Genomic DNA, 26,053 nt, shown 5'->3' on the forward strand with positions numbered 1-26,053 from the left:
TTCCTAACAATGCAATGCAAATCGGGCTTTTTTGTTCGGCGTTTGACAAGCTGCTTAGGTTTGGGAAGCGTGTCAAACGATACAAAATCGAATATCAGCTTAAAGGTGGGGACAAAATGAAGCCGCTTGTAGGTGTCATCATGGGAAGTACATCTGATTGGGAAACAATGAAACATGCGTGCGATATCTTAGAGGAATTAGACATTCCGTATGAAAAACAGGTAGTATCCGCACACCGGACACCTGACTTGATGTTTGAATATGCGACAGAAGCAAGAGGTAAAGGACTAAAAGTCATCATTGCCGGTGCTGGAGGCGCAGCACATTTACCGGGGATGGTCGCAGCGAAAACGACACTGCCGGTCATTGGTGTGCCCGTACAATCAAAAGCACTAAATGGACTGGATTCCTTATTATCCATCGTTCAAATGCCAGGCGGTGTACCAGTTGCGACAGTTGCGATTGGCAAAGCCGGTGCAACAAATGCAGGGCTTCTAGCTGCACAAATGATTTCAGCATTTGATGAAACAATCGCTGCTCGCCTTGAAGAAAGAAGAGAGCAAACAAAACAGACTGTACTAGAAAGCAGTGATCAGCTTGGCTAAGCAGACCATTTTTCCAAACGCAACCATCGGTATTATCGGCGGAGGACAGCTTGGCAGATATATGGCCGTCAGCGCAAAGCAAATGGGGTACCGGGCAGCTGTCTTAGACCCAGTCGCACAATCTCCTTGTGGACAGGTTGCTGATACAGAAATCACAGCTGCATATAGTGACCTGGATGGAATCAGACAGCTCGCAGAAATTAGCGATGTCGTGACATATGAATTTGAAAATATTGATTATGATGCACTTAATCAATTGAAGGAAGAAGCCAATTTACCGCAAGGAAGTGAACTTCTTCTTTTAACTCAAAATCGTGAAACGGAGAAAAAAGGGATTGTAGATGCAGGCTGTGAAGTCGCGCCTTATCGTATCATTCATGATGAAAAAGAGCTGGAAGACGCAGTAACCGTAGTTGGTTTGCCAGCCGTTCTGAAAACATGCAGAGGCGGCTACGATGGAAAAGGGCAGTATGTGATCAAGGAAATAGGACAGCTTCATGAAGCAACTGCATTGCTCACACATGGAACTTGTGTTTTAGAAAGCTGGGTCCCATTTCAAATGGAGCTCTCGGTCATCGTCACTCGTTCTATTCATGGGGAGATTGCGGTATTCCCTGTCGCTGAGAACATTCATAAGCACAACATTTTGTTCCAGAGCATTGTGCCTGCAAGAGTTGATGAAAGCATTCAGGAGAAGGCAAAAGTGCTGGCAACGACACTGGCTGAAAAGCTGGGGCTAGTGGGTACACTTGCTGTAGAACTGTTCCTGACAAACGAAGGAGAACTGCTCGTCAATGAACTGGCGCCTCGCCCGCATAATTCTGGTCATTATACGCTCGATTTATGTGAGACGAGTCAGTTTGAACAGCACGTTCGCGCGATATGCGGTTTGCCGCTTGGCGGTACAGCCCTTTTATCAGAGGGCATGATGGTGAACTTATTAGGCGATGAAGTAGACATCCCAAAAGAGCATCCAGAGCTTCTCAAAGAAGCGAAGCTTTATCTATATGGAAAGCATGAAGTAAAAGCCGGCCGCAAAATGGGGCATATGACATTTATGAAACAGCTTGATGATGAATGGATGACAAACATCACAAAGATATGGACTGAAAGAGATGGAGGAAACGGGAAATGATCGAACGTTACGCACGACCAGAAATGTCAGCAATCTGGACAGAGGAAAACAAATTTAATGCATGGCTTGAAGTAGAAATTCTCGCTTGTGAAGCTTGGGCAGAGCTCGGCGTTATTCCAAAAGAAGACGTTGTGACCATGCGCAAGAATGCAAGCTTTGATATTGATCGTATTCTAGAGATTGAACAAGACACGCGCCATGACGTGGTTGCCTTTACGCGTGCTGTATCTGAATCTCTAGGAGAAGAAAGAAAGTGGGTTCATTACGGGTTAACCTCTACAGACGTAGTGGATACGGCGCTTTCATATCTATTAAAACAGGCGAACGATATCTTGCTCAAGGACATTGAGAGATTTGTTGACATCCTAAAAGAAAAAGCAAAAGAGCACAAATATACCGTCATGATGGGCCGTACACACGGTGTACACGCTGAACCGACAACATTTGGCCTGAAGCTTGGTCTTTGGTACGAAGAAATGAAGCGTAACCTAGAACGTTTTAAACAAGCAAAAGCTGGCATTGAATTCGGCAAAATTTCTGGAGCTGTTGGCACATATGCGAACATCGACCCGTTTGTTGAGCAATATGTATGTGAGAAGCTTGGCATCAAAGCTGCACCAATCTCAACCCAAACCTTGCAGCGTGATCGTCATGCCGATTACATGGCAACTCTTGCACTCGTCGCAACAAGCATTGAGAAATTTGCTGTTGAAATTCGTGGACTTCAAAAGAGTGAAACACGTGAAGTAGAAGAGTTCTTTGCAAAAGGACAAAAAGGATCATCAGCAATGCCGCATAAACGCAACCCAATCGGCTCTGAAAATATGACGGGAATTGCCCGCGTCATCCGTGGATATATGCTGACAGCTTATGAAAATGTACCACTTTGGCATGAGCGTGATATTTCTCATTCGTCTGCTGAACGCATCATTTTACCAGATGCAACGATTGCACTGAACTACATGCTAAACCGTTTCTCAAACATTGTGAAAAACTTGACGGTCTTCCCTGAGAACATGAAACGCAACATGGACCGCACACTTGGCTTGATTTACTCACAGCGCGTTCTTCTTGCATTAATCGATACAGGCATGGCACGTGAAGAGGCATATGATACGGTTCAGCCGAAGGCAATGGAAGCGTGGGAAAAGCAAGTGCATTTCCGTTCATTAGTAGAAGCGGAAGAAAAAATCACATCACGCTTAACACCTGAACAAATCGCTGACTGCTTCGATTACAACTATCACTTGAAAAATGTCGATATGATTTTCGAACGTCTAGGTCTTGCGTAAGAAATGGGTCGCCTGCTCGTCAGGTGCCCAATCCTGAAAATTGCCAACATTCAAATTAGGAGGCCAACCTGAATGACTGTGAAACAAGAACTTCTCTACGAAGGCAAAGCGAAAAAAATCTATCAGACCGATGACGAGCATATTCTATATGTCGAATATAAAGACTCAGCGACAGCATTTAACGGCGAAAAGAAAGCTGAAATCGAAGGCAAGGGCAGACTGAATAACGAAATTTCAAGCTTAATCTTTCAAATGCTGCATGAGAAAGGGATCAACAATCACTTTGTGAAACGCCTTTCTGAAACAAAGCAGCTCATTCAAAAGGTGCAGATTGTGCCGCTTGAAGTCGTTGTACGAAATGTGGTGGCAGGCAGTATGTCAAAGCGCCTTGGCATTCCAGAGGGAACAAAACTGGATACACCATTGATCGAGTTTTACTACAAAGATGATGCACTCGGCGATCCGCTCATTACAGAAGATCATATTCGCATTTTAGATGCAGCGACACCAGAGCAGGTCGAGGAAATGAAGCAGATCACAAGACAAGTAAATGAAGAGTTAAAGCAAATCTTCTCAGACTGCCATGTGAATTTAATTGATTTCAAACTTGAATTCGGAATAGATCACGAGAATCGTATTTTGCTAGCTGATGAGATTTCACCTGATACGTGCAGGCTTTGGGACAAAGATACAAACGAAAAGCTTGATAAAGACGTGTTCAGACGAAACCTGGGCGGCTTAACAAATGCATACGAAGAAATTTTCAAAAGACTTGGAGGCCATAAACATGTATAAAGTGAAAATTTTTGTCAGCTTAAAAGAGAGCGTTCTTGATCCACAAGGAAGTGCCGTGCAGCACGCCTTGCACAGCATGTCTTATCAGGAAGTAAAGGATGTCCGTATCGGGAAATACATGGAGCTTGTCATTGAAAAATCAGATCGTGATTTAGACACAGTCGTCAAAGAAATGTGTGAAAAATTACTGGCCAATACGGTGATTGAAGATTACCGCTATGAGGTGGAGGAGGTTGTCGCACAGTGAAGTTTGCAGTGATCGTCTTGCCTGGCTCTAACTGTGATATCGATATGTACCATGCGATTCAAGATGAGTTAGGTGAACAAGTTGAATATGTATGGCACGACGAAACGAGTCTAGACGGATTTGACGGTGTACTCGTACCAGGCGGTTTCTCTTATGGGGATTACTTAAGATGTGGTGCGATTGCTCGCTTTTCAAACATTATGCCAGCGGTGAAAAAAGCAGCTGCGGAAGGAAAACCTGTTCTCGGTGTTTGTAACGGGTTCCAAATTCTTCAGGAGCTTGGCATTCTTCCGGGTGCGATGAGACGAAATAAAGACTTGAAATTTATCTGTCGTCCAGTTGAACTCATTGTAGAGAACAACGAAACGCAATTTACAAGCGGCTATCAAAAAGGCGAATCCATTTCGGTTCCTGTAGCGCACGGTGAAGGCAACTTCTACTGTGATGAAGACACTTTAGCAAAGCTTATTGAAAATAACCAAATCGCTTTCACTTACGGAGACGATATTAACGGCAGTGTCAATCGAATTGCAGGTATTACGAATGAAGAGGGCAATGTACTCGGCATGATGCCGCATCCTGAGCGCGCGGTGGATACATTACTAGGCAGCGCAGACGGACTTAAATTGTTTCAATCTATCGTGAAAAATTGGAGGGACACTCATGTCACTACTGCTTGAACCAAGTCACAAGCAAATTAAAGAAGAGAAATTGTATCAGCAAATGGGATTGAGTGATGAAGAATTCGCTTTAATCGAATCCATTATTGGCAGGCTGCCAAACTACACAGAAACGGGTATTTTTTCTGTCATGTGGTCAGAGCATTGCAGTTATAAAAACTCAAAGCCTGTTTTAAGCAAATTCCCGACAAAAGGAGAGCATGTTCTTCAAGGTCCTGGGGAAGGCGCTGGAATCGTTGATATTGGAGACAACCAAGCGGTTGTATTTAAAATCGAATCACATAACCATCCATCTGCGATTGAACCGTATCAAGGAGCAGCTACTGGTGTCGGCGGAATTATCCGTGATGTATTCTCCATGGGTGCGCGTCCAATTGCTGTACTAAACTCTCTTCGTTTTGGTGAACTGACTTCACCGCGCGTGAAGTACTTGTTTGAAGAAGTAGTGGCAGGGATCGCAGGCTATGGAAACTGTATCGGAATTCCTACAGTCGGCGGAGAAGTTCATTTTGATCAAAGCTATGAAGGCAATCCGCTTGTGAATGCGATGTGTGTTGGATTAATCAACCATGAGGACATCAAAAAAGGGCAGGCAAAAGGTGTCGGCAACACGGTGATGTACGTTGGTGCTAAAACGGGACGTGACGGTATTCACGGTGCAACATTTGCGTCTGAAGAATTTTCCGATGAATCAGAAGAAAAACGTTCAGCGGTTCAAGTCGGCGATCCATTCATGGAAAAACTGCTGCTTGAAGCGTGCCTTGAAGTCATCAAAAATGATGCGCTCGTTGGGATTCAAGATATGGGAGCGGCTGGCTTAACAAGCTCAAGTGCGGAAATGGCGAGTAAAGCAGGTTCTGGTATTGAGATGAATCTAGACCTCATTCCGCAGCGTGAAACAGGCATGTCCGCATACGAAATGATGCTGTCTGAATCGCAAGAGAGAATGCTTCTGGTCATTGAAAAAGGCCGTGAGCAAGAAATTATTGATATTTTCGAAAAATACGATCTAGAAGCAGTATCAGTCGGTCATGTGACAGACGATAAAATGCTTCGTTTACTCCATCAAGGGGAAGTGGTATGTGAGCTTCCTGTTGACGCTCTTGCAGAAGAAGCACCGGTTTATCATAAGCCGTCAAGCGAGCCTGCATACTATCGTGAGTTTTTAGAAACAAAAGTGGAAGCTCCAGCGATCACAGATGCGGCTCAGACATTAAAGCAGCTTCTTCAGCAGCCAACGATTGCAAGTAAAGAATGGGTCTATGATCAGTATGACTACATGGTTCGGACAAATACCGTCGTTGCACCGGGCTCTGATGCGGGCGTACTAAGAATCCGCGGAACGAAAAAAGCCCTAGCGATGACAACAGATTGTAACGCACGCTATCTCTACCTTGATCCAGAGGTCGGCGGGAAAATCGCCGTCGCAGAAGCAGCACGTAACATTGTCTGCTCAGGCGCTCGTCCACTTGCAGTGACAGATAACCTGAACTTCGGTAACCCGGAGAAACCAGAAATTTTCTGGCAAATTGAAAAATCTGCTGACGGGATTAGCGAAGCATGCCGCACGCTAAGCACACCGGTTATCGGTGGGAACGTCTCTTTATATAATGAATCAAATGGAACAGCGATTTATCCAACACCAGTCATTGGGATGGTTGGTTTGGTTGAAGATACTGCTCATATTACGACTCAATCGTTCCAGCAGGCTGGCGATGTCATTTTCGTCATTGGTGAGACGAAGGAAGAATTCGCAGGCAGTGAGCTTCAAAAGATGACAGAAGGCCGTATTTACGGAAAAGCACCGGAAATTGATTTGAACGTAGAGCTTTCGCGTCAAGAAGCTCTGCTAGCCGCGATTCAAAACGGTCTCGTTCAATCAGCACACGATGTATCTGAAGGCGGACTTGGTGTAGCACTTGCTGAAAGTACATTTGGAACTGACGGGCTTGGTGCAGATATCCAAATCGATTTAGACAGTGAAGCTTCATTATTCAGTGAAACACAGTCACGTTTTGTTGTCACAGTTAAACCAGAGCACCGCGAAGCGTTTGCTGCGGCTGTCAAAGATGCGAAAGAAGTCGGAACGGTTACAAATGATGGTGTATTTACTGTCAAAAATCAAGAAGGACAACAATGGATTCATGCAGCGGTCAACGAGCTTGAACGTGCATGGAAAGGAGCGATCCCATGCTTGCTGAAATCAGAGGCTTAAATGAAGAGTGTGGTGTCTTTGGGGTTTGGGGACACGAAGAAGCCCCGCAAATCACATATTACGGATTGCATAGCCTTCAGCACCGAGGACAAGAAGGTGCGGGAATCATTGCAACAGATGGTGAGAACCTGACGTCACACAAAGGCCTTGGACTGATTACGGAAGTCTTTCAAAACGGTGAGCTAAAGGATTTGAAAGGAAAAGGTGCGATCGGACACGTTCGGTATGCGACAGCAGGTGGAGGCGGCTTTGAAAATGTGCAGCCCCTCTTCTTCCGTTCGCAAAACAATGGCAGCCTTGCCCTTGCTCATAATGGGAACTTAGTGAATGCAACGCAGTTAAAGCAGCAGCTAGAGAACCAAGGGAGCATTTTCCAGACCTCTTCTGATACCGAAGTGCTGGCTCATTTAATTAAGCGCAGCGGGCATATGGAATTAAAGGAGCAGATCAAAAATGCACTGTCCATGCTTAAGGGAGCCTATGCTTTCTTAATCATGACGGAAACAGAAATGATCGTGGCGCTTGATCCGAACGGCTTACGCCCGCTTTCACTTGGTATGCTTGGGGATGCTTATGTTGTCGCTTCTGAAACATGTGCATTTGATGTCGTCGGTGCCACGTATTTACGTGATGTGGAGCCTGGCGAAATGCTGATCATTAATGACGAAGGCCTCAAATCTGAGCGCTTCTCGATGAACATTAACCGCAGCATGTGCAGCATGGAATACATTTATTTCTCAAGACCTGACAGCAATATCAACGGCATCAATGTGCATAGTGCGAGAAAGAGTCTTGGCAAAAAGCTTGCTGAGGAAGCGCATGTCGAAGCAGATGTTGTGACAGGTGTACCAGATTCCAGTATTTCTGCAGCGATTGGATATGCCGAAGCAACAGGTATTCCGTATGAGCTCGGTTTGATTAAAAACCGTTATGTTGGCCGGACGTTTATCCAGCCGTCTCAAGCATTGCGTGAGCAGGGCGTACGGATGAAGCTGTCTGCTGTGCGCGGTGTAGTCGAAGGAAAGCGTGTCGTGATGGTGGATGATTCCATCGTACGCGGGACAACGAGCCGCAGAATTGTCACGATGCTAAGAGAAGCGGGTGCGACGGAAGTCCATGTACGCATTAGTTCACCGCCAATCGCACACCCATGTTTTTATGGAATTGATACATCCACACACGAAGAGCTGATTGCTTCTTCTCATTCAGTGGAAGAAATTAGACAGGAAATCGGTGCAGACTCCATTGCATTTTTATCTGTAGACGGTTTAATGGATGGGATTGGCAGGAAGTATGATGATCCGCAACGCGGTCAGTGTTTAGCATGCTTTACTGGGAAATATCCGACTGAAATATATGAAGATACAGTTCTTCCGCATGTGAAGGAAACAGTCCTGACGAAATAATCGAATAAAGGAGCAGCAGTCAAGATGAGTTGATATGCTGCTCTTTCATTCTGCCGAAAATACATGGAAAGCAGCAGCTAAAAGGAGTGAATGGGATGTCAGAAGCATATAAAAACGCCGGTGTCGACATCGAAGCAGGGTACGAGGCCGTCAAACGAATGAAAACACACGTAGAACGTACAAAACGAGCAGGTGTCATGGGCGCTCTAGGTGGATTTGGCGGTATGTTTGATCTATCTGAGCTGCCATACAAAAAGCCCGTTCTTGTTTCAGGAACAGATGGTGTCGGAACGAAATTAAAGCTTGCCTTTTTAATGGATAAACACGATACGATCGGCGTCGATGCCGTGGCCATGTGTGTCAACGATGTGCTTGCACAAGGGGCAGAACCGCTCTTTTTCTTAGATTACTTAGCCGTTGGAAAAGCAGATCCGGTAAAAATTGAATCCATTGTCAAAGGTGTGGCTGACGGATGTGAGCAGTCTGGTTCAGCACTTGTCGGCGGTGAGACAGCCGAAATGCCAGGTCTTTACACAGAAGAAGAATATGATATTGCTGGTTTTTCAGTAGGTGTCGTTGAAAAGGACGAAATCGTGACAGGAAACAGCATCAAAGAGGGACATTTGCTCATTGGACTCAGCTCAAGTGGAATTCATAGCAATGGATACTCTCTCGTTCGTAAAGTCTTGCTGGAAGACGCTGGTCTTGATCTGCACCAAACGTATGAACCTTTTACAAGACCGCTCGGTGAAGAGCTTCTTGAACCGACAAAAATTTATGTGAAGCCCGTACTCAAACAAGTAAAAGCCGGCAAAGTTGATGGCATGGCACATGTGACAGGCGGCGGTTTTATTGAGAATTTACCACGTATGCTGCCTGAAGGTCTTGGCGTTGAGATTGATAACGGCTCATGGCCAGTACCACAAATTTTCTCCTTTATCCAAGAAAAGGGTCAGTTGAAGGCAGAAGAGATGTTCAACGTGTTTAATATGGGCATTGGCTTTGTCCTAGCTGTCAAAGAGGACGATCTTGTGGATGTGATTAGTGAGCTTGAACAAGATGGAGAGAAAGCATTTCTCATCGGACGTGTTCAAAAAGGAGAAGGTGTCACATTCGGCGGTGGAAGCCTCTCATGAAGAAGTTTGCGATCTTCGCCTCTGGAAGCGGGACGAACTTTCAAGCCATTATAGATACGTTAAAAGAAGAAAAGTGGCAGGCAGAGGCCGCCATTGTGATTTGTGATAAACCGGGTGCAAAGGTGCTGGAGCGTGCTGAGAAAGAGGGCATTCCCTCCTTTGCTTTTACACCGAAAGCTTTTCCGAATAAAGCCGCTTTTGAACAAACGATCATCGAACAACTGAGGCTTCATGAAGTAGAATGGGTTTTCCTTGCGGGGTATATGAGACTGATCGGTCCGACATTACTTGAAGCATACAAAGGGAAAATTGTGAATATCCACCCATCCTTGCTGCCAGCCTTCCCAGGTCTTGATGCCATCGGACAAGCCTATCAAGGAGGCGTCAAAGTGGCAGGCATCACCGTCCATTTTGTCGATGAAGGGATGGATACAGGTCCGATTATTGACCAAGCCGCGATTTATATTGAACAAGGCGAAGAGCTTGAATCGATTGAAAAAAGAATGCATGAACTAGAACACACACTATATCCAAAAGTGATCAAATCACTTTTAGAATTATCTTAATGAGGTGACGAAGGCATGACGATCAAACGCGCATTAATCAGTGTTTCTGATAAAACAAATCTTGTACCTTTTGTGAAAGAATTAACAGAACTTGGTGTTGAAGTCATTTCAACTGGAGGTACTCATAAGCTTCTTCAAGAGAATGGCATTGATGTCATTGGGATTTCTGAAGTCACTGGATTCCCTGAAATCATGGACGGACGACTCAAAACGCTTCACCCGAACATTCATGGTGGAATATTGGCAGTGAGAGAAAACGATGAGCATATGGCACAGATTGAAAAGCATGGCATTCAGCCGATTGATCTTGTTGTCGTGAATCTCTATCCATTCAAAGAGACGATCTCAAAAGACGATGTAACGTATGAAGAAGCAATTGAAAACATTGATATTGGCGGACCGGGAATGCTTCGTGCGGCATCGAAAAACCACCAAGACGTCACAGTGATTGTCGATCCTCGTGATTATGATACAGTCGTTCAGCAAATCAAAGAAGGCGGCGTGTCGCTAGAGAAAAAACGTGAGCTTGCGGCGAAGGTATTCCGTCATACGGCTGCTTATGATGCCCTTATTGCGGATTATTTAACGAACTATGTTGGCGAAACGGAGCCAGAGCAGTTCACCGTCACGTTTGAGAAAAAACAATCCCTTCGTTATGGAGAAAACCCGCACCAAGCGGCGACTTTCTATGAAAATGCTCTTCCAAGCAAAGGCTCTTTAGCTACTGCAACGCAATTACACGGAAAAGAGCTTTCCTACAACAACATCAAAGATGCAGATGCAGCTCTTCAAATCGTACGTGAATTTACGGAGCCAGCGGCTGTTGCTGTAAAACATATGAATCCGTGCGGCGTTGGTACAGGAGAAACGATTGCAGAAGCCTTTGACCGTGCATTCAAAGCAGATGAAACCTCTATTTTTGGCGGCATTGTGGCGCTTAACCGTGAAGTAGACAAACAAACAGCTGAGGTGCTGCATACGATTTTCTTAGAAATCGTCATCGCCCCATCCTTTAGCCAAGAAGCACTTGACGTGTTAACAGCGAAAAAGAATCTTCGTCTATTAACACTAGATGTAGAAGCGAATCTTGAGAAAAAAGAAAAGCAGCTGACAAGTGTCCATGGCGGACTGCTCGTGCAGGATATTGACACGTACGGCTTAGAGGAAGCAACCATCTCTATTCCAACGAAAAGAGAACCAACAGAAGACGAATGGAAAGATTTAAAGCTTGCATGGAAAGTCGTCAAGCATGTGAAATCAAATGCCATTGTCCTCGCGAAGGATCAAATGACAGCAGGTATCGGCGCTGGTCAGATGAACCGTGTGGGCTCAGCGAACATTGCGATTGAACAAGCAGGTGAAAAAGCGAAAGGAAGCGCACTAGGCTCTGATGCGTTCTTCCCAATGGGCGATACAGTGGAAGCTGCTGCGAAGGCAGGCGTCACAGCGATCATTCAACCAGGCGGTTCCATTCGTGATGAAGAATCGATTCAAAAGGCAGATGAATACGGCATCGCCATGGTCTTCACTGGCGTTAGACATTTCAAACATTAAGGGGATGACAGTGTGAACGTATTAATTATCGGCAGAGGCGGAAGAGAGCATACCATCGCATGGAAAGTGAACCAAAGTGAACTTGTCAGCCAAGTATTTGTCGCACCCGGCAATGATGGAATGACAGATGCTGCGAAACTTGTTCCAATCGGCGAAGGTAATCATGAGGCGTTAATTCGTTTTGCAAAAGACAATAAAATCGGCTTAACGATTGTCGGTCCAGAGGTTCCTTTAATTGCAGGTGTCGTCGATGCATTTGAAGAGGCAGGTCTAAAGGTATTTGGACCAAATGCAAAAGCCTCAGTCATTGAAGGCTCAAAAGAATTTGCAAAAGACTTAATGAAAAACTACGATATCCCTACCGCCGCTTATGCCACTTTTACATCGTTTGAAGAAGCGAAAGCATATGTGGAAGAAAAGGGTGCGCCGATTGTCATTAAAGCAGATGGTCTCGCAGCAGGAAAAGGCGTGACCGTTGCGATGACACTTGAAGAGGCGATCGACTGTCTGCACGACTTTTTAGAGGATGAAAAGTTTGGCGATGCAAGTGCTTCTGTCGTCATCGAGGAATTTTTAACAGGCGAGGAATTTTCACTGATGGCCTTTGTTAATGGAGAAAAGGTGTACCCAATGGTGATCGCGCAAGATCACAAACGGGCATTTGAAGATGACAAAGGACCGAATACCGGCGGAATGGGCGCTTATTCACCAGTTCCGCAAATTTCAGATGAAGTTGTCCAAAAAGCGGTGGAAGATGTCGTCAAACCGGCTGCTCGTGCCATGGTGCAGGAGGAGCGTCCGTTTACAGGCATTTTATATGCAGGCTTAATGCTAACACCAGAAGGCTCAAAGGTCATTGAGTTCAATGCACGCTTCGGCGACCCTGAAACGCAGGTGGTTCTCCCTCGTCTTGAATCAGATCTAGTTCAAGTCTTCCTCGACATTCTGGACGGAAAAGATGTGGACTTGCGGTGGAAAGACACTGCCGCTGTCAGTGTCGTTCTTGCTTCAGAAGGATATCCGGAGGACTACGCAAAAGGCGCGCCAATCGGTGCTTTGCAAACAACGGTGTCTGATGTCGTGACCTTCCACGCAGGAACGAAAAAGGAAAACGATCAATTCGTCACAAATGGCGGCCGTGTAGCGAATGTGACGGCATTTGACGACACATTTGAAGCGGCAAGATCAAGAGTGTATGAAGCGGTTGAAGAAATCATTCAACCAGGTCTATTTTACCGCCGTGACATTGGTGCCCGTGCGCTGAAGGCTGCGGGGAAAACCGTTTAATCAAAACACCTTTCTATCTGATGAGATGGAAAGGTGTTTTTTGTTCATGAGAAGGGATGCCGATTGAAAATGAAGAAGTAGTATGGGATCACGAATAGGTATCGGGAGGAAACATGGAAATCAAAGCATTTATTATCTTTGCAATCGTCATACTTATTTTATTTCTAATAACTATAAATAACATCATGTTGATTGCCATTAAGCAAAATAAATTGAAAAAAAGCTTAGCCATTAGCTATATGATCATTTCGATTTTTTCTGGCATCGCTATTTCTTCATTTTTAATTTGGAAGTTTTTCATTAGCTAAGAGAGGAATGAGTGTATGGTGCAATTGAAGAAACTTGCAAACGAGCGTTTTTCTGCCTTGGTCTGTATTGATTCATTTAATGAGCGAATTCGTTTAGATGATTATAGCGGGAGGGTGCGGGATGTGATTCAGTCCGTTCTTCAGGAAGCAGCAGACTGCAAGGCCTCTAAGGTCATTGTGAAAGTAAGGCGTGAGCATATGCCTCTTTTTTTAGAGAAAGGCTTTCGGCTTGAAGGCGTGTTTTCTCATTATTTTCTTGGAAGTGATGCGTACGGCATGTCTCTATTTCTCACTGAGGGGCGGATGAACAGTCCATATTGGCTGAAGGAAGATGAAATAGTTGCGTCTATACAAGAAAAGCCGATTAAAAAAGATCAAGGCACGTGGCAGGATGAGTATGTGATGAGGAAAGCCGATCTGAAGGATGTGCACAAGCTGGCAAAGCTCTATGATACGGTCTTTGAAACGTATCCTACGCCAATGAACGAGCCAGATTATATTCAAAAGGTAATGGAGGAAGGGACTGTTTTTTATGCCGTTGAACATGACGGACACATTGTGAGTGCAGCATCCGCTGAAATCAATGCGCCGTATGGTCATGCGGAATTAACAGATTGTGCGACCCTTCCTTCATATAGAAAACTAGGATTCATGCATCATTTGATTCTAGCACTTGAAAAGGAACTCCAGTCGATGCATATCTATGTCTTTTATTCTCTTGCCCGTGCACTGTCCTATGGAATGAATCAAGTATTTTATCAGCTCGGTTATACGTATACCGGACGCTTCCAAAACAACTGCTATATTTTTGACAAAATTGAAGATATGAATCTATGGGTCAAAACGCCGAATGAATCATGAAATGGTTCTCATCTGATCAAGTAGACCAGATAGGCGGTACGCCATGATACTGAGCTGCAGCTTCATCCGATCATCAGTGGATTTGAGGCTGCAGCCTGTTCTCGTTTCAATTTGTTTCAGCCGGTAGCTTAATGTATGTCTGTGGATAAACAATTCTCCCGCAGATTTTTGAATATTTTCATTGTGTGCCAAATACACTTCGAGTGTATGGATCAGGTCAGCCCCTTGTTTTTTCGTATAAAGCAAAGGACTTAACAGCTCCACGTAAAAATCATGCAAATTCATACCCGCTTCATTCATTTCAAGAAGCATCCCATATAAGCCGAGCTTTTGATAATGAATGATGCTGTCGTCTGTCTTTAAAAGCGGAAGAAGCCTTGCTGCATACTGCGCTTCCTTCGCGCTTTTAGAAAAGAGACTGATCTGGTCATAGGCTCTCCCAATACCAATGACAATCGGATGGACGGGGAAAAAATAAGACCAAGTGCTCCGGCACTCCTCTGCTGCGCGATACCATTCCGCTTCTTGAAACGCTTTTTTTCCTGCGGGTGTCAGGACAAAAATGGAATCAAGCCTTGCCTTTAGTAAAAAGGGAATATGTCTGCGTTCAAAGATCGACGTGAGTAATTGCGATAGACGCTGCATCATTTGGTGATCGAGCTGTGTGTGCTGATGCTGGAATTGAAAGTAGATCACCACCTGCTCCTCGCTCATATCATATTGCAGCTTTGTTGCTTGTTCGACCACGTAGCTTTCTTCTGTATATTGCTGCTGCAAAATATCATCTAACAAATGTCCCTGCATTTGGTTTTCTGTATCTTGAATGGCTTTTTGCTTCAGCCATTCAATCGCATACACGGCCCCGGCATGCTCGATCGCAATCGCGTCGAGATGATGCCACGTATCCTTTTTCTTTAAAGACACAATAAACCCGAAAATATCACCCATCGCAATCACCGGACATGCGGCGAGGACAAATGCTCCGCACGTGTCATAGACGAGCCGCCCTTTTTCCTCTGCCTGCTTGAGAAGGGGCATAGTTTCAATTGGTTCATGATCTGTCAGAAAGCCAAAAACAGGAGAGTACGTCACTTCATCTTTTATGAGATGAGCCGCTGTTTGATGTAAAAAGACATCAAGAACGACAATGTTCGCTGCAGTGAGATGTGCCAGTTCTTCTGTAATTTGCGTCACATTTTTATTCCTTACATTTAATTGGGTCAGTCTTTGATGAATCGCGGATGAATATTTAAGCTGATGAAGCTGGCTACTCACGATTTGTTCTAACACGGCTTTTGTAATATCTGAGAAATTGATGTGTGGCGGAATCTCGATGAGCGGAATGCCGCTATTTTTCGCCGCTTGAATGAGTGATGTTGGAATGTCGCTTAAGTACACACCTTTATAAATGGCGATAGCTGATAGCCTTTGAGATTGAATCAATTCCTCAAGCCGGGCGCGTCTTTCTTGATTGTCTGCGAGCCCAAATCCGGTTGTGACGAGTAATTCCCCTTCGGAAAGCCTCGACGTGTCCTCGATGATTTCCACGATGGTCACCCACTGAATGAGGCGATCCAGTCCATTTTCTCCAGCAAGCAGCTTTGTTCCCTTCATGATATCGAGCGAAAGTGCATCTTTGACGAGAATCGCCATAGACTCATGACCTCCTTTTGAACACTCTTATACACGATGTATAAAAAATGCGTCTGAAATTCGGGCATGTGGCGAATGGAGGATGACTGCCCTCTTGATTAAGCTAATCTTATAACAAGTATACAAAATTTTCTTGCGATTCATGAAAAAGAAAGAGGCAGCTGCTGACGAGAGAGGGAGGAATGGCAAAGTGGATACCCGGGATTACTTAATCAAACCAATGTTGAATCAGCATTATCCTGTGGCTGTGAAAGGAGAGGGAATTTATTTATATGATCGGGACGGAAAAAAATATATAGATGGCTCATCGGGGGCTGTCACGGCAAGTATTGGACATGGCATACGTGAAATCATTGATGCCATGACCGAGCAAGCGGAAAAAGTGAGCTTTACGTACAGATCACAATTCACAAATGAACCAGCAGAAGAACTTGCCTATGAATTGAGTACGCTTTGTCCAGGTAACCTGAACTGGTCTTTTTTTGTCGGAAGCGGATCAGAGGCAACGGAAACGGCTATGAAAATTGCTATTCAGCATTGGCAGGAGCAGGGAAAGGCTGAGAAGAATCACATTATTTCACGATGGATGAGTTATCACGGCATCACCCTCGGTGCGCTGTCGATGTCCGGACATATTGCAAGGAGAGAGCGCTTTGAACCATTGCTCGAAAAGAACCCAGTGCTGTCTCCGCCATATAGCTATCGTTCATGGCTGCCGAAGGAAGAGGGCAAGCAGGTTGAATGGTATGTCCAGGAATTTAAAACCGTCATTCAGCGTATAGGAAAAGAGAGGATTGCCGCTTTTATTGCAGAGCCGATTGTCGGAGCATCGGGAGCGGCTCTAGTACCGCCAGACGGATATTTTGAAGCAATGAAGCGTGTCTGTGAGGAAAACGATATTTTAATGATTGCAGACGAAGTCATGACAGGCTTTGGACGAACTGGGAAAATGTTTGCGATGGAGCATTGGGGCGTCGTACCAGATATTATGGTTCTCGGCAAAGGGATGAGTGCTGGCTATTCACCGATTGCGGCTGCCGTCTCAGCGGATCATGTCATCGCGCCAATTCTGAGCGGTTCTGGATCTGTGATGGCAGGTCATACCTATAGCGGCAATCCGCTTTCAGCAGCCGTCTCACTGGCTGTCATTCGATATATGAAAAAACATCAGCTTCCTGACCGAGCGGATCTGTCTGGCCGCTATTTAATGAATGCTTTAAAGGAATTGCAAACAAACCATTTCATCATAGGAGATGTGAGAGGAAAGGGACTGCTCATCGGCATTGAGTTTGTCGCAGACCGTTTATCGAAAACACCATTTCCTGCCCATGCTCAGATGACGCATTTAGTCGTTGAGACAGCGAAGCAAAATGGCTTGCTCGTATACCCAGCAAGCGCCGGCGAGGATGGATTGGGAGGTGCAGCGGTCATGATTGCACCGCCGCTTTCTATCACGCAGCAGGAGATGGATGAACTCATTCAATTATTTGAGCAGACCATCACGCAGGTCGAACAAGAAGTCATCAACCGAGGGTTTTTCCCATCTGCGATGTAGGGAGGAAAGATGATGAACAAAACAGTGAATGTAGATGAAGTGATCACGCATTTTAGGGACGGCATGACCATCATGTTTGGCGGGTTTGGCGGCGTAGGGTCGCCGCCATCATTGATCGACGCCATCCTAGAAGCGAATATTAAAGATCTGACATTGATCGGAAACGATGCAGGCTTCCCGCAAATAGGTGTTGGCCGGCTGATCACAGAAGGAAGAGTCAAGAAGATCATTGCTTCTCATATTGGCTCAAATCCAATAGCCGGACAGAAAATGCAGGCAGGAACACTAGACGTTCATTTTTACCCGCAGGGCATTCTAGCAGAAAAAATACGAGCTGGCGGGATGGGCTTGGCAGGCATTGTAACAGATGTCGGCATGGATAGCCTCAATCTCGATGAGAAGCAGCTCGTGCCGCTAAACGGAAAGACATATATCCTTGAGCCTGCGCTGACAGCGGATATTGCCATTGTGAATGCCTTCAAAGCAGATGAAGCAGGAAATCTGATATTTGATAAAAGTGCACGGAATACAAACCCGATTGTGGCGATGGCAGGAGACTGGACCATTGCGGAAGTGGAAGAGATCGTGCCTGTAGGCAGTCTTCATCCAGAGGAAATCGTGACACCAGGCGTATTTGTGAACCAGATCGTGCAATCAAAAGGAGTGAACTGGACATGGGCATGGGAGACATCGATTTAAGACACCGCATAGCCAAACGGGCGGCGCAGGAAATTGAAGATGGCATGATCGTCAATCTTGGGATCGGCATCCCAACCCTTGCGGCTGATTACATTCCAGCGCATTACAACGTATGGCTTCATGCAGAAAACGGCATTATGGGGGCAGGCGCCTCACCAGCACAAGGAGAAGAAGATCCGAATTTGTGCAATGCCGGTGGTTTTCCTATTACGTTAACAAAAGGCGGCTCATACATGGACAGCACGACCGCTTTTGGCATCATTCGAAAAGGCATGCTGGATATGACCATTTTAGGTGCACTTGAAGTAAGCAGTCAGGGTGATCTTGCGAATTGGATTGTGCCAGGCAAACGAGTACCCGGGATGGGCGGAGCGATTGAGCTTGCGCAAAAGGCGAAAAAGGTTGTGGTGGTGATGAGCCACCTCGATAAACATGGTGAGTCAAAGGTGAAATCTGCCTGCACACTGCCCTTAACTGCTAAGTCTTGTGTGGATCTAATTATTACGGATATGGCAGTCATTGAGGTCAAATCACAGCTGCTCATTTTACGTGAAGTCATGCCGCCGTATCAGCCGGAAGATGTCATAAGGGCGACAGAGGCACCTTTAATTTTAGCGCCTGATGTCAAATCTGTTGTGTAGAAAGGATGAATGACTTGCAGCCAATCACACGTATCAGAAGCTGGATGAGAGAGCACCAAGATGAAGCGATTGCGCTTCTTCAGCAAATGGTGCAATGTGAGAGCACCCAAGGGAATGAACAAGATGTGCAGCAAATCGTAGCAAATAAGCTGTCTGCCATTGGTTTTGATGTAGATGTATGGGACATTGGCGGAGAAGACTTGCTAGAACACCCGTATTTCTATTCCCCGAGACGTTCCTTTAAAGGAAGTCCCAATGTCGCCGGACGATTGAAGGGAAAAGGGGGCGGCAAATCCATTTTATTAAACGGGCACGTCGATGTTGTGCCAGCAGGAGATACGAAACAATGGACATATCAGCCCTACAGCGGGCATATCATAAACGGGAGACTTTATGGACGCGGGGCAACAGATATGAAAGGCGGAAATGTTTCTTTACTCTTTGCACTAGAGGCACTGCATGCGCTTCAGATTCCGCTGAAAGGAGATGTCGTGTTTCATAGTGTCGTCGAAGAAGAGAGCGGCGGTGCCGGCACCCTTGCAGCCATACTGAGAGGGTATACAGCAGATGCGGCCATCATTCCAGAACCAAGTCATATGAAAATCTTTCCGATTCAGCAGGGATCTAAGTGGTTCAGACTGCATATTAAAGGAAGGGCAGCTCATGGCGGAACAAGATATCATGGCGTTTCCGCTATTGAAAAGAGTACGATCGTTCTTTCGCATGTAGCGGCACTTGAAGAAGAACGAAATCAACGCATCACCGAACCATTATTTCAGCATATCCCCATTCCAATCCCCATCAACATAGGGAAAATTCAAGGTGGTGATTGGCCGTCCTCTGTAGCAGATCTAGTCACAATGGAGGGAAGACTTGGTGTGATGCCAGGTGAAACGGTTGAGCAGGCAGAGAAGGAACTAGAAAATTGGATGATGAGACTTGGGGAAGAGGATGAATGGTTCAAAGAGCATCCTGTTAAAGTCGAATGGTTTGGTGCAAGATGGCTTCCAGGCTCAATCGATACGGACCATCCACTTTTAGGTCTATTGAAGGAACAATATGAAGCGGTCAAGAAGGAGCCGCCAAAGATCGAAGCCGCTCCTTGGGGAACAGACGGAGGATTACTGTCACAGGCGGCAGGTATCCCGATCATTGTCTTCGGACCTGGAACAACGGAGCTTGCCCATTTTCCGAATGAATCCATCGACATTGAGCATGTCATTGAAGCTGCAGAAATCATCGCAGGTACGATGGTGGAATGGTGTGAAGCAGCGGAGTGATATGAAAACGATCACAAAAAAAGAAGGCTGTCTCACTCAGCCTTCTCTTCATGTGTGTCCTGCTGCTCACACATATACGTCACTGGACAAAAACGAAGAATGCCAGATGCCAGTTTCATTCCGCCGAACATGATGCTGAAAAGCAGCATTTTACTCCATGGTTTTCTAGCATATAAAGAACCAGCCACAGTACATATTGTCATTCCACAGGCAATTCGAATGAGCGCTTCCATTAAGCCGAGATTAGGTTTCATTGAAGGTAAATCTCCTTTTTTAAATATTTTAAGTGTGATTTCAAGAAATTGTAACGTTTCATTAATGCGTAACGTGGTTCGTTATGTTACGATAGGGCTAATACAAATGAAGGAGAGTATGTGAATGTCCGAACGTACTTTTAATTGGAGAAACAATGACATCCGCACACAAATCGATGTAGTCGACTCAAAAATAGTTCCAACACTCCTTTTAACGAATGGACTCGTGCTAAACCCGTTTTTAAAACAATGGGTGAAGGCAAATATTTGGATACATGATGATCGAATTGTTTATGTCGGAGCAGAGCTTCCTCAAAATAAATCAGCTAAACGTGTGATTGATTGTGAAGGGAAATACATTGTGCCTGGGTATATAGAGCCTCACGCGCACCCGTTCCATATTTATAATCCCCAATCACTTGCAGAATATGTGTCTCAATTTGGCACAACAACGATGGTCAGTGATAACTTATTTCTTCTTTTGCAGAGCAATGAAAAGAAAGCGCTTTCCACTCTATGTGAATTAAAACAGCAGCCATTTCAGTATTTCTGGTGGTCTAGATACGATCTTCAAACTGAAGTCAGATATGAAGATGAGATGCTTCCTATCAACTACCGGAAGGAATGGATTGATCATCCTGATGTCCTTCAAGGCGGCGAATTAACAAGCTGGCCAAGATTGATGGACGGTGATGATCTCATTTTATATTGCATGCAAGAAACGAAGAAGCAGAGGAAACGAATTGAAGGGCATTTCCCTGGAGCTTCTGAGAAAACGCTAACAAAAATGAAGCTGTTTGGCGCGGACAGCGATCATGAAGCGATGAATGCAGACGATGTGCTAAAGCGCTTATCCCTTGGCTACCATGTCTCACTTCGTCATTCTTCCATCCGCCCAGATTTAGTGAACATTTTAAGAGAGCTGCACGAGCGTGACTTTAGACACTATGATCACTTCTTCTATACAACAGATGGAGCGGCGCCTCATTTTTATGAGGAGGGTATGATTAATCGTTTGATTTCAATTGCCCTTGAAGAAGGCGTGCCTATCATCGATGCATACAATATGGCGACCTTTAACATTGCGAAGTACTATCAAATTGATGACCTATTAGGGGTTGTCGGTCCAGGACGTCTGGCTTCATTGAATGTGTTAGATGATCCAATGAATCCAAATCCTGAAACGGTGATATCTAAAGGGGTTATCCTCAAATTAGATGGAGAGAACCAGCATCAATTTCAAGAAACTAAATGGGAAAATGGCGGGCTTGTTCCATTAGATTTAGGCTATGATCTGACGACGAGTGATTTGCAATTTTCAATGCCGCTAGGTGTCAAAATGAGAAATGCTGTCATCATGGAGCCTTATACAGTAGAGATTGATAACTCTGTGAACCAGCTGTCATGTGATCATGATCAAAGTTTCTTTAGCCTGATTGACCGAAAAGGCGAGTGGCGTGTGAATACGATGCTCAAAGGTTTTGCAAATAAAGTGCAAGGTTTTGTCAGCTCATTTTCGCTCACGGGTGACATTTTAGTGATCGGGAAAAATAAAGACGATATGATGCTGGCGCATAAGCGAATGAAAGAAATTGGCGGGGGAATCGTCCTCACAGAGAACGGGAAAATTTTGCACGAAATCCCGCTGCAATTATCAGGCTGTGCATCGGCTGAACCGTTTGAGACTGTTCTTCAGCAGATAGAAACCTTACGCAAGCTGCTCATTGAGCGAGGCTATCCATTTGATTGCCCAATTGATACACTCGTCTTTTTCCAAAGTACACATTTGCCGTATATTCGAGTGACACCAAGAGGAATATTTGATGTCATGAAAAAAACTGTACTCTTTCCGTCTATAATGCGTTAAAATATAACAGAGTGGAGCTGTATCATCTTTGCCACATTTCTGACAACTGTTATAGGGCAGACATGAGCAATGGATCTCTTCACTGCCATGTAAGTGAAAATACTTATGTGGAGTTGTTGAAGCAGAGGGCTTTGACATGACGAGTGAAATGGCCTGATTGAAAAATGAATCTGTCGGTTACGCTGGCCGACCAACATATTTTGAATAATTGAGCGAGGCGGGATGCATGTTTGTGGTCTCGCCGAGCTTTCCGCACAACCTGTATTTTTAGGGCAGACCTAATGAAGCAGAAGTAATTCTGATATCGTAAGCAAACAAGTTTGTCAGATTGTCGAACAAGGAAAATGACAGAACTTGTCGAATTTGTATACGATAAAGAAGCTTCGGCTTACGAAAGAACTGACGGCATTTCCAGCGTAGAACCAAACCTGTCATGATTCGTTCAAAGCTCATTGCTGAGGTTGAAAAAAATAGTCAGGAAAGATACCGCTTTCTCTGCAGAATGTCGTGCGAAGCGGTGCCAATAGTAAAGGAGAAGATGTATAAAGATGCAAATTGATAAATTAAGGGGCAAAAGTTTAGATCAGTTATTCAACTCCATCTTATCCCTTAAAGACCTGGAAGAATGCTATCGATTCTTTGATGATTTGTGTACCATCAATGAAATCCAATCTTTATCACAGCGTCTTGAAGTAGCGCGTATGCTTCGCGAGGGGAACACGTATCATAAAATTGAGACGGAGACAGGTGCGAGCACTGCAACCATCTCACGAGTCAAACGCTGCTTGAACTACGGAAATGATGCCTATACAATGGCACTTGACCGCGTAGCAGAACAGCAGGCAAATGACGAAACAAAATAAAGCAGTTTTCACTGTAAACAATCCTTTTCAACAAGAATGGAGTTGTTTACAGTTTTTTTATGGAGAGCGCTGAAAAGGCAAGCAAGGACTGGCTTGAAAGAAGCAACAAACGGGTCATTTAACCGAATAACTTTATCAGAAGGTTGTGGAGAAGAAAAAATGAGATTCAATGCTTTGATACCAGAGTTATCTGTAACAAACATCGAAAAGTCTAAATGGTTCTATATAGAATTGCTTGGTTTTAAATTGGAATATGAGCGTGAAGACGATAAATTTATATTTGTTTCGTTGGAAGAGGAAACACAAATGATGTTAGAAGAAATCAATGGCCATTGGGACACTGGGGAGTTAAAATACCCATTTGGACGGGGAATCAATTTTCAAATAGACATTGAAGACGTACAGCCTGTCATTGACCGTTTAAGAAAGCAAAACATTCCACTATTCAGAGAGCCAACTGTTAGCAAATATAAAAGTAATGATACTACGTTTATACAAAAGGAATTTCTTGTTCAAGATCCTGATGGATATTTACTTAGGTTCTCGCAAGAAATGGCAGGTTAACATGAAAGTCTCTTCCTGAATAGGGCGCGATTGTTGAATAAGTAAAATTAAGAGTGGCTGCGGCTACTCTTTTTTATTTTGAGATACATGAGTAACAGATACAAAAAATTGACTATTGCCGAAAAGGACAACGGTTATTTTTAAATTTGTGTTACTGTTCGTAATCGGTCGAGGGAAAGGCTTGGCATTAGTCAACGGTAAATGTCTGACTGACCAACGGGAAGGAATTTAAGGAGTTGACTAATTTCGCCAAACCCGAACCCTCTTGTTTTTATTTTAGCTCGCCTATAAACCAGAGATGCCATATTCGTCTGCGATGATGTCTTTAAAACCTATGGTTTGCCTATCCTTTGGCACAGATAAACCCCATTCCCTTTGAATGTTTCTCGCATCGGAAAGAGGCAGCCATCTCTGATCATCATCATGTCTATTGAAAAAGTCTTTAATATAGGAATCTCCTTTAAACACAATTAAACACAATGATTTGTGATCCCCATCATTCAGTGGCATCTACTGCAACCACGACACGATATACTTCTCCATCAAGTGGCTTCAAATCAATGAGATGTTCAGCTCTATTTAGCAGTGTTTGAATGGACAATCGCTTGATTTTTTGAGGTGTTTTGCTTGAACAAATAAAATCATACGCAACTGGTAGTGGGAGATGTCAATAACCTTGTTCAATATCTGCCGGGAACTCTTGTGTACCTTCCTCAATTCTTGTCACCATCTCATTCGTCTTCCGTTTCATCCCGCGAACCTTTTTCTCACGCATCCTCCATCTCTCCATTTCCTGTCATTTGTCTAAGTTCTTTATACGCGATTGAGCCAAAATGTCAATTGAAAAAAGGTGCAAAAACGCACCTTTCTCAAACTAGACGGATGGCTGTGTCCCAGTAAAAATAGGTACTTCACTTGTCTGACCATTTTCTTGTCTATAGACAATATGTTTTTCATTAAAATGAATGGGAGATTCAATACCAGCGGCTGCGGATAAATTAAACAAGCCTTCTCTTAGAGAAAGGATATAATTGCAGACTCGGTATTTCTTTTCTTCAATCGATAAACCCTTTTGCAGTATTGGATCAGTTGTGGCGACCCCGACTGGGCATTTATTCGTGTGGCACACTTGGGCGCGAATGCATCCGACTGAAAACATGAGTCCCCGTGCGATATTGACAAAGTCAGCACCCATGGAAAGGGCAATCGCAATTTTATCTGGTGAGAGAAGTTTGCCAGAAGCAAAGAGTTTCACCTGATCTCTGACACCGTATTCCTTCAATATTTGATGAACCATTGGGAGTGCCGTGAAAATCGGTAGCCCTGCGGAATCTGCCAATTCATGAAAGGATGCACCAGTGCCTCCTTCTCCGCCATCCACTGTAATGAAATCAGGATGCTTTCCGCTTTTTTTCATGTACGCTGCAAGCTCTTCAATGTTTTCTTTATGTCCGACCACAAGCTTGATGCCGACAGGCTTTCCGCCTATACTTCGCAGCTGTTCAATGAAATCAAACATATCGGGAATGGAGTGGAACATCTCAAATCGGTTTGGACTGTCAATGGATTGGTGGGGTGGCAATTTACGGATGTTCGCAATTTCTTCGGTGACCTTTTCGCCGTCAATATGTCCGCCGCGTGTTTTAGCTCCTTGTGCCAGCTTCAGCTCAAAGGCTTTGACTTCCTCGTGCTCGCTCTTTTTCTTAAATTCTTCAAAGGAAAAAGCGCCATCCTCTGTTCTCACGCCAAATAGACCGGGCCCAATCTGGCATATGATATCGGCTCCGCCTTTGAGGTGATAGGGAGAAAGCCCGCCTTCACCTGTGTTCATCCACGTACCGCCAGCCATTTTTAATCCCGAGGATAGTGCTGTAATGGCCCTGTCGCCTAAAGAGCCGTAGCTCATGGCAGACTGCCCAATCAGGCCTTTTACACGGAATGGCTTTTGACATGTGTGCTCGCCAATCACTTGTACATCGTCTTGATGGAGATAGTAAGGTTTTGCTTCGACCTCTTTGGTATGTTCACTTCTTCTCAGTAAATTGTCTTGATCAATCTGGTACACTTTTGTTTGGATTTTTTCAGATTGATCGATACGTAACTCATCTCGCTGCTTTGGAAATAGGACGTTGCGAATGTAGTAACCAGGCTTGTCAAAATCACGTTTTGATCCAAAGCCCATCGTCCGGCTTTTGTACTTCCCAGACATAACAGCTTGCTCGTATTCTCTTCTTGAGAAAGGAAGCTCCTCGCGATCATTCAGAAACAGATATTGGCGAAGCTCAGGTCCTATTTTTTCAAAAATAAACCGTAGCTTTCCAATGACCGGATAGTTTCGCAGGACAGAATGCTCTTCCTGTTTTTCATCTCTCACCCAAATCCAGATGAATAAAATGATTGGTATGATGAAACAAATCACTAATAGTGTGCCAATGACAATGAAAGTTGTTGTCACGAAGATCCCCTCTTTTCTCTATCATTGCTGTTGTTATTCCACTTTTCATTGAAAGAGAAACCACTTCACCATATTGTGACGTTTAGAAATGAAAAGGCGGGGTAACTTACAAATAAGATCATAAGGGGAGGGAAC

26 protein-coding genes are annotated in these 26,053 nt (G+C 44.6%); 21 read left to right on the forward strand and 5 right to left on the reverse strand.

Annotated elements, in window-relative coordinates:
- Positions 1–116: 116 nt before the first annotated feature.
- From purE to ablB, 14 genes are all read left to right on the forward strand, one after another.
- Complete coding sequence (purE, locus tag MHI33_RS03775) at positions 117–605, forward strand: 5-(carboxyamino)imidazole ribonucleotide mutase (RefSeq protein WP_044141605.1); 489 nt, start codon at positions 117–119, stop codon at positions 603–605.
- The gene (purK, locus tag MHI33_RS03780) at positions 598–1,740 is read left to right on the forward strand and encodes a 5-(carboxyamino)imidazole ribonucleotide synthase (protein WP_126741184.1); all 1,143 of its coding nucleotides are present in this window, start codon (positions 598–600) and stop codon (positions 1,738–1,740) included. The genes purE and purK overlap by 8 nt, the downstream gene beginning before the upstream one ends.
- Entirely contained in the window at positions 1,737–3,032 is a 1,296-nt protein-coding gene (gene purB / locus MHI33_RS03785; RefSeq protein ID WP_044141516.1) for an adenylosuccinate lyase, read from the forward strand. Before purK ends, purB begins: the two co-directional genes overlap by 4 nt.
- A gap of 72 nt (positions 3,033–3,104) precedes the next feature.
- On the forward strand, positions 3,105–3,827 hold the full coding sequence (gene purC, locus MHI33_RS03790; protein WP_044141517.1) for a phosphoribosylaminoimidazolesuccinocarboxamide synthase: 723 nt from the start codon (positions 3,105–3,107) through the stop codon (positions 3,825–3,827).
- A complete protein-coding gene (gene purS / locus MHI33_RS03795; protein WP_003214349.1) occupies positions 3,820–4,074 on the forward strand; it encodes a phosphoribosylformylglycinamidine synthase subunit PurS in 255 nt (84 codons plus the stop codon). The genes purC and purS overlap by 8 nt, the downstream gene beginning before the upstream one ends.
- Entirely contained in the window at positions 4,071–4,754 is a 684-nt protein-coding gene (purQ, locus tag MHI33_RS03800) for a phosphoribosylformylglycinamidine synthase subunit PurQ (protein WP_066031226.1), read from the forward strand. Before purS ends, purQ begins: the two co-directional genes overlap by 4 nt.
- Positions 4,738–6,969, forward strand: coding sequence for a phosphoribosylformylglycinamidine synthase subunit PurL (purL, locus tag MHI33_RS03805; protein WP_340909245.1), 2,232 nt, complete (start codon positions 4,738–4,740; stop codon positions 6,967–6,969). The genes purQ and purL overlap by 17 nt, the downstream gene beginning before the upstream one ends.
- On the forward strand, positions 6,945–8,375 hold the full coding sequence (gene purF / locus MHI33_RS03810) for an amidophosphoribosyltransferase (protein ID WP_012009144.1): 1,431 nt from the start codon (positions 6,945–6,947) through the stop codon (positions 8,373–8,375). Before purL ends, purF begins: the two co-directional genes overlap by 25 nt.
- 95 nt (positions 8,376–8,470) lie before the next feature.
- Positions 8,471–9,511, forward strand: coding sequence for a phosphoribosylformylglycinamidine cyclo-ligase (gene purM, locus MHI33_RS03815; RefSeq protein ID WP_340909248.1), 1,041 nt, complete (start codon positions 8,471–8,473; stop codon positions 9,509–9,511).
- Positions 9,508–10,077 (forward strand): phosphoribosylglycinamide formyltransferase, encoded by a 570-nt coding sequence (gene purN, locus MHI33_RS03820; RefSeq protein ID WP_340909251.1) that lies wholly within the window; start codon positions 9,508–9,510, stop codon positions 10,075–10,077. Before purM ends, purN begins: the two co-directional genes overlap by 4 nt.
- 15 nt (positions 10,078–10,092) lie before the next feature.
- A complete protein-coding gene (gene purH, locus MHI33_RS03825; protein WP_340909254.1) occupies positions 10,093–11,631 on the forward strand; it encodes a bifunctional phosphoribosylaminoimidazolecarboxamide formyltransferase/IMP cyclohydrolase in 1,539 nt (512 codons plus the stop codon).
- Between the two features lie 12 nt (positions 11,632–11,643).
- Entirely contained in the window at positions 11,644–12,918 is a 1,275-nt protein-coding gene (purD, locus tag MHI33_RS03830; protein WP_340909257.1) for a phosphoribosylamine--glycine ligase, read from the forward strand.
- 113 nt (positions 12,919–13,031) lie between these two features.
- Positions 13,032–13,226: a hypothetical protein gene (locus tag MHI33_RS03835; protein ID WP_113768220.1), complete on the forward strand. Its 195-nt coding sequence runs from the start codon at positions 13,032–13,034 to the stop codon at positions 13,224–13,226.
- A gap of 15 nt (positions 13,227–13,241) precedes the next feature.
- Complete coding sequence (gene ablB / locus MHI33_RS03840) at positions 13,242–14,087, forward strand: putative beta-lysine N-acetyltransferase (protein ID WP_340909260.1); 846 nt, start codon at positions 13,242–13,244, stop codon at positions 14,085–14,087.
- Here ablB and MHI33_RS03845 read toward each other — a convergent pair.
- A complete protein-coding gene (locus tag MHI33_RS03845; RefSeq protein ID WP_340909263.1) occupies positions 14,082–15,740 on the reverse strand; it encodes a PucR family transcriptional regulator in 1,659 nt (552 codons plus the stop codon). The genes ablB and MHI33_RS03845 overlap by 6 nt on opposite strands.
- A gap of 190 nt (positions 15,741–15,930) precedes the next feature.
- Between MHI33_RS03845 and MHI33_RS03850 the strand changes: the two genes are divergently transcribed.
- From MHI33_RS03850 to MHI33_RS03865, 4 genes are read left to right on the forward strand one after another with little or no spacing between them, the layout of a single operon-like run.
- Positions 15,931–17,295, forward strand: a complete 1,365-nt coding sequence (locus MHI33_RS03850) for an aspartate aminotransferase family protein (protein WP_319610659.1) — start codon at positions 15,931–15,933, stop codon at positions 17,293–17,295.
- A 12-nt stretch (positions 17,296–17,307) separates the two neighbouring features.
- On the forward strand, positions 17,308–17,994 hold the full coding sequence (locus MHI33_RS03855; protein WP_081277220.1) for a CoA transferase subunit A: 687 nt from the start codon (positions 17,308–17,310) through the stop codon (positions 17,992–17,994).
- Positions 17,970–18,635: a 3-oxoacid CoA-transferase subunit B gene (locus MHI33_RS03860; protein WP_003213973.1), complete on the forward strand. Its 666-nt coding sequence runs from the start codon at positions 17,970–17,972 to the stop codon at positions 18,633–18,635. Before MHI33_RS03855 ends, MHI33_RS03860 begins: the two co-directional genes overlap by 25 nt.
- A gap of 14 nt (positions 18,636–18,649) precedes the next feature.
- Positions 18,650–19,915, forward strand: a complete 1,266-nt coding sequence (locus MHI33_RS03865; RefSeq protein ID WP_340909270.1) for a peptidase — start codon at positions 18,650–18,652, stop codon at positions 19,913–19,915.
- 32 nt (positions 19,916–19,947) lie between these two features.
- On the opposite strand, the gene MHI33_RS03870 is transcribed toward MHI33_RS03865, so the two are convergent.
- Positions 19,948–20,169 (reverse strand): YgaP family membrane protein, encoded by a 222-nt coding sequence (locus tag MHI33_RS03870; protein WP_106066665.1) that lies wholly within the window; start codon positions 20,167–20,169, stop codon positions 19,948–19,950.
- A gap of 124 nt (positions 20,170–20,293) precedes the next feature.
- Here MHI33_RS03870 and MHI33_RS03875 point away from each other — a divergent pair, with 124 nt between their 5' ends.
- The 3 genes from MHI33_RS03875 to MHI33_RS03885 all read left to right on the forward strand — a co-directional run bounded on the left by MHI33_RS03875 (position 20,294) and on the right by MHI33_RS03885 (position 23,463).
- A complete protein-coding gene (locus MHI33_RS03875; protein ID WP_340909274.1) occupies positions 20,294–22,036 on the forward strand; it encodes an adenine deaminase C-terminal domain-containing protein in 1,743 nt (580 codons plus the stop codon).
- Between the two features lie 548 nt (positions 22,037–22,584).
- The gene (locus MHI33_RS03880) at positions 22,585–22,899 is read left to right on the forward strand and encodes a YerC/YecD family TrpR-related protein (protein ID WP_003214053.1); all 315 of its coding nucleotides are present in this window, start codon (positions 22,585–22,587) and stop codon (positions 22,897–22,899) included.
- 93 nt (positions 22,900–22,992) lie between these two features.
- Complete coding sequence (locus MHI33_RS03885) at positions 22,993–23,463, forward strand: bleomycin resistance protein (RefSeq protein WP_438498247.1); 471 nt, start codon at positions 22,993–22,995, stop codon at positions 23,461–23,463.
- Positions 23,464–23,748: 285 nt separating this feature from the next.
- Here the strand turns inward: MHI33_RS03885 and MHI33_RS21995 are convergent, their stop codons facing one another.
- The 3 genes from MHI33_RS21995 to MHI33_RS03895 form a co-directional block, all read right to left on the reverse strand.
- A complete protein-coding gene (locus tag MHI33_RS21995; protein ID WP_445661770.1) occupies positions 23,749–23,973 on the reverse strand; it encodes a DUF3916 domain-containing protein in 225 nt (74 codons plus the stop codon).
- Entirely contained in the window at positions 23,960–24,100 is a 141-nt protein-coding gene (locus MHI33_RS22000) for a DUF3916 domain-containing protein (RefSeq protein WP_445661786.1), read from the reverse strand. Before MHI33_RS22000 ends, MHI33_RS21995 begins: the two co-directional genes overlap by 14 nt.
- A 237-nt stretch (positions 24,101–24,337) precedes the next feature.
- Complete coding sequence (locus MHI33_RS03895; RefSeq protein WP_340909276.1) at positions 24,338–25,918, reverse strand: FMN-binding glutamate synthase family protein; 1,581 nt, start codon at positions 25,916–25,918, stop codon at positions 24,338–24,340.
- Positions 25,919–26,053: the final 135 nt, after the last annotated feature.

Origin of the sequence: Bacillus sp. FSL K6-2971 (assembly GCF_038006405.1) — a bacterium.
GTDB lineage: Bacteria > Bacillota > Bacilli > Bacillales > Bacillaceae > Bacillus > Bacillus pumilus.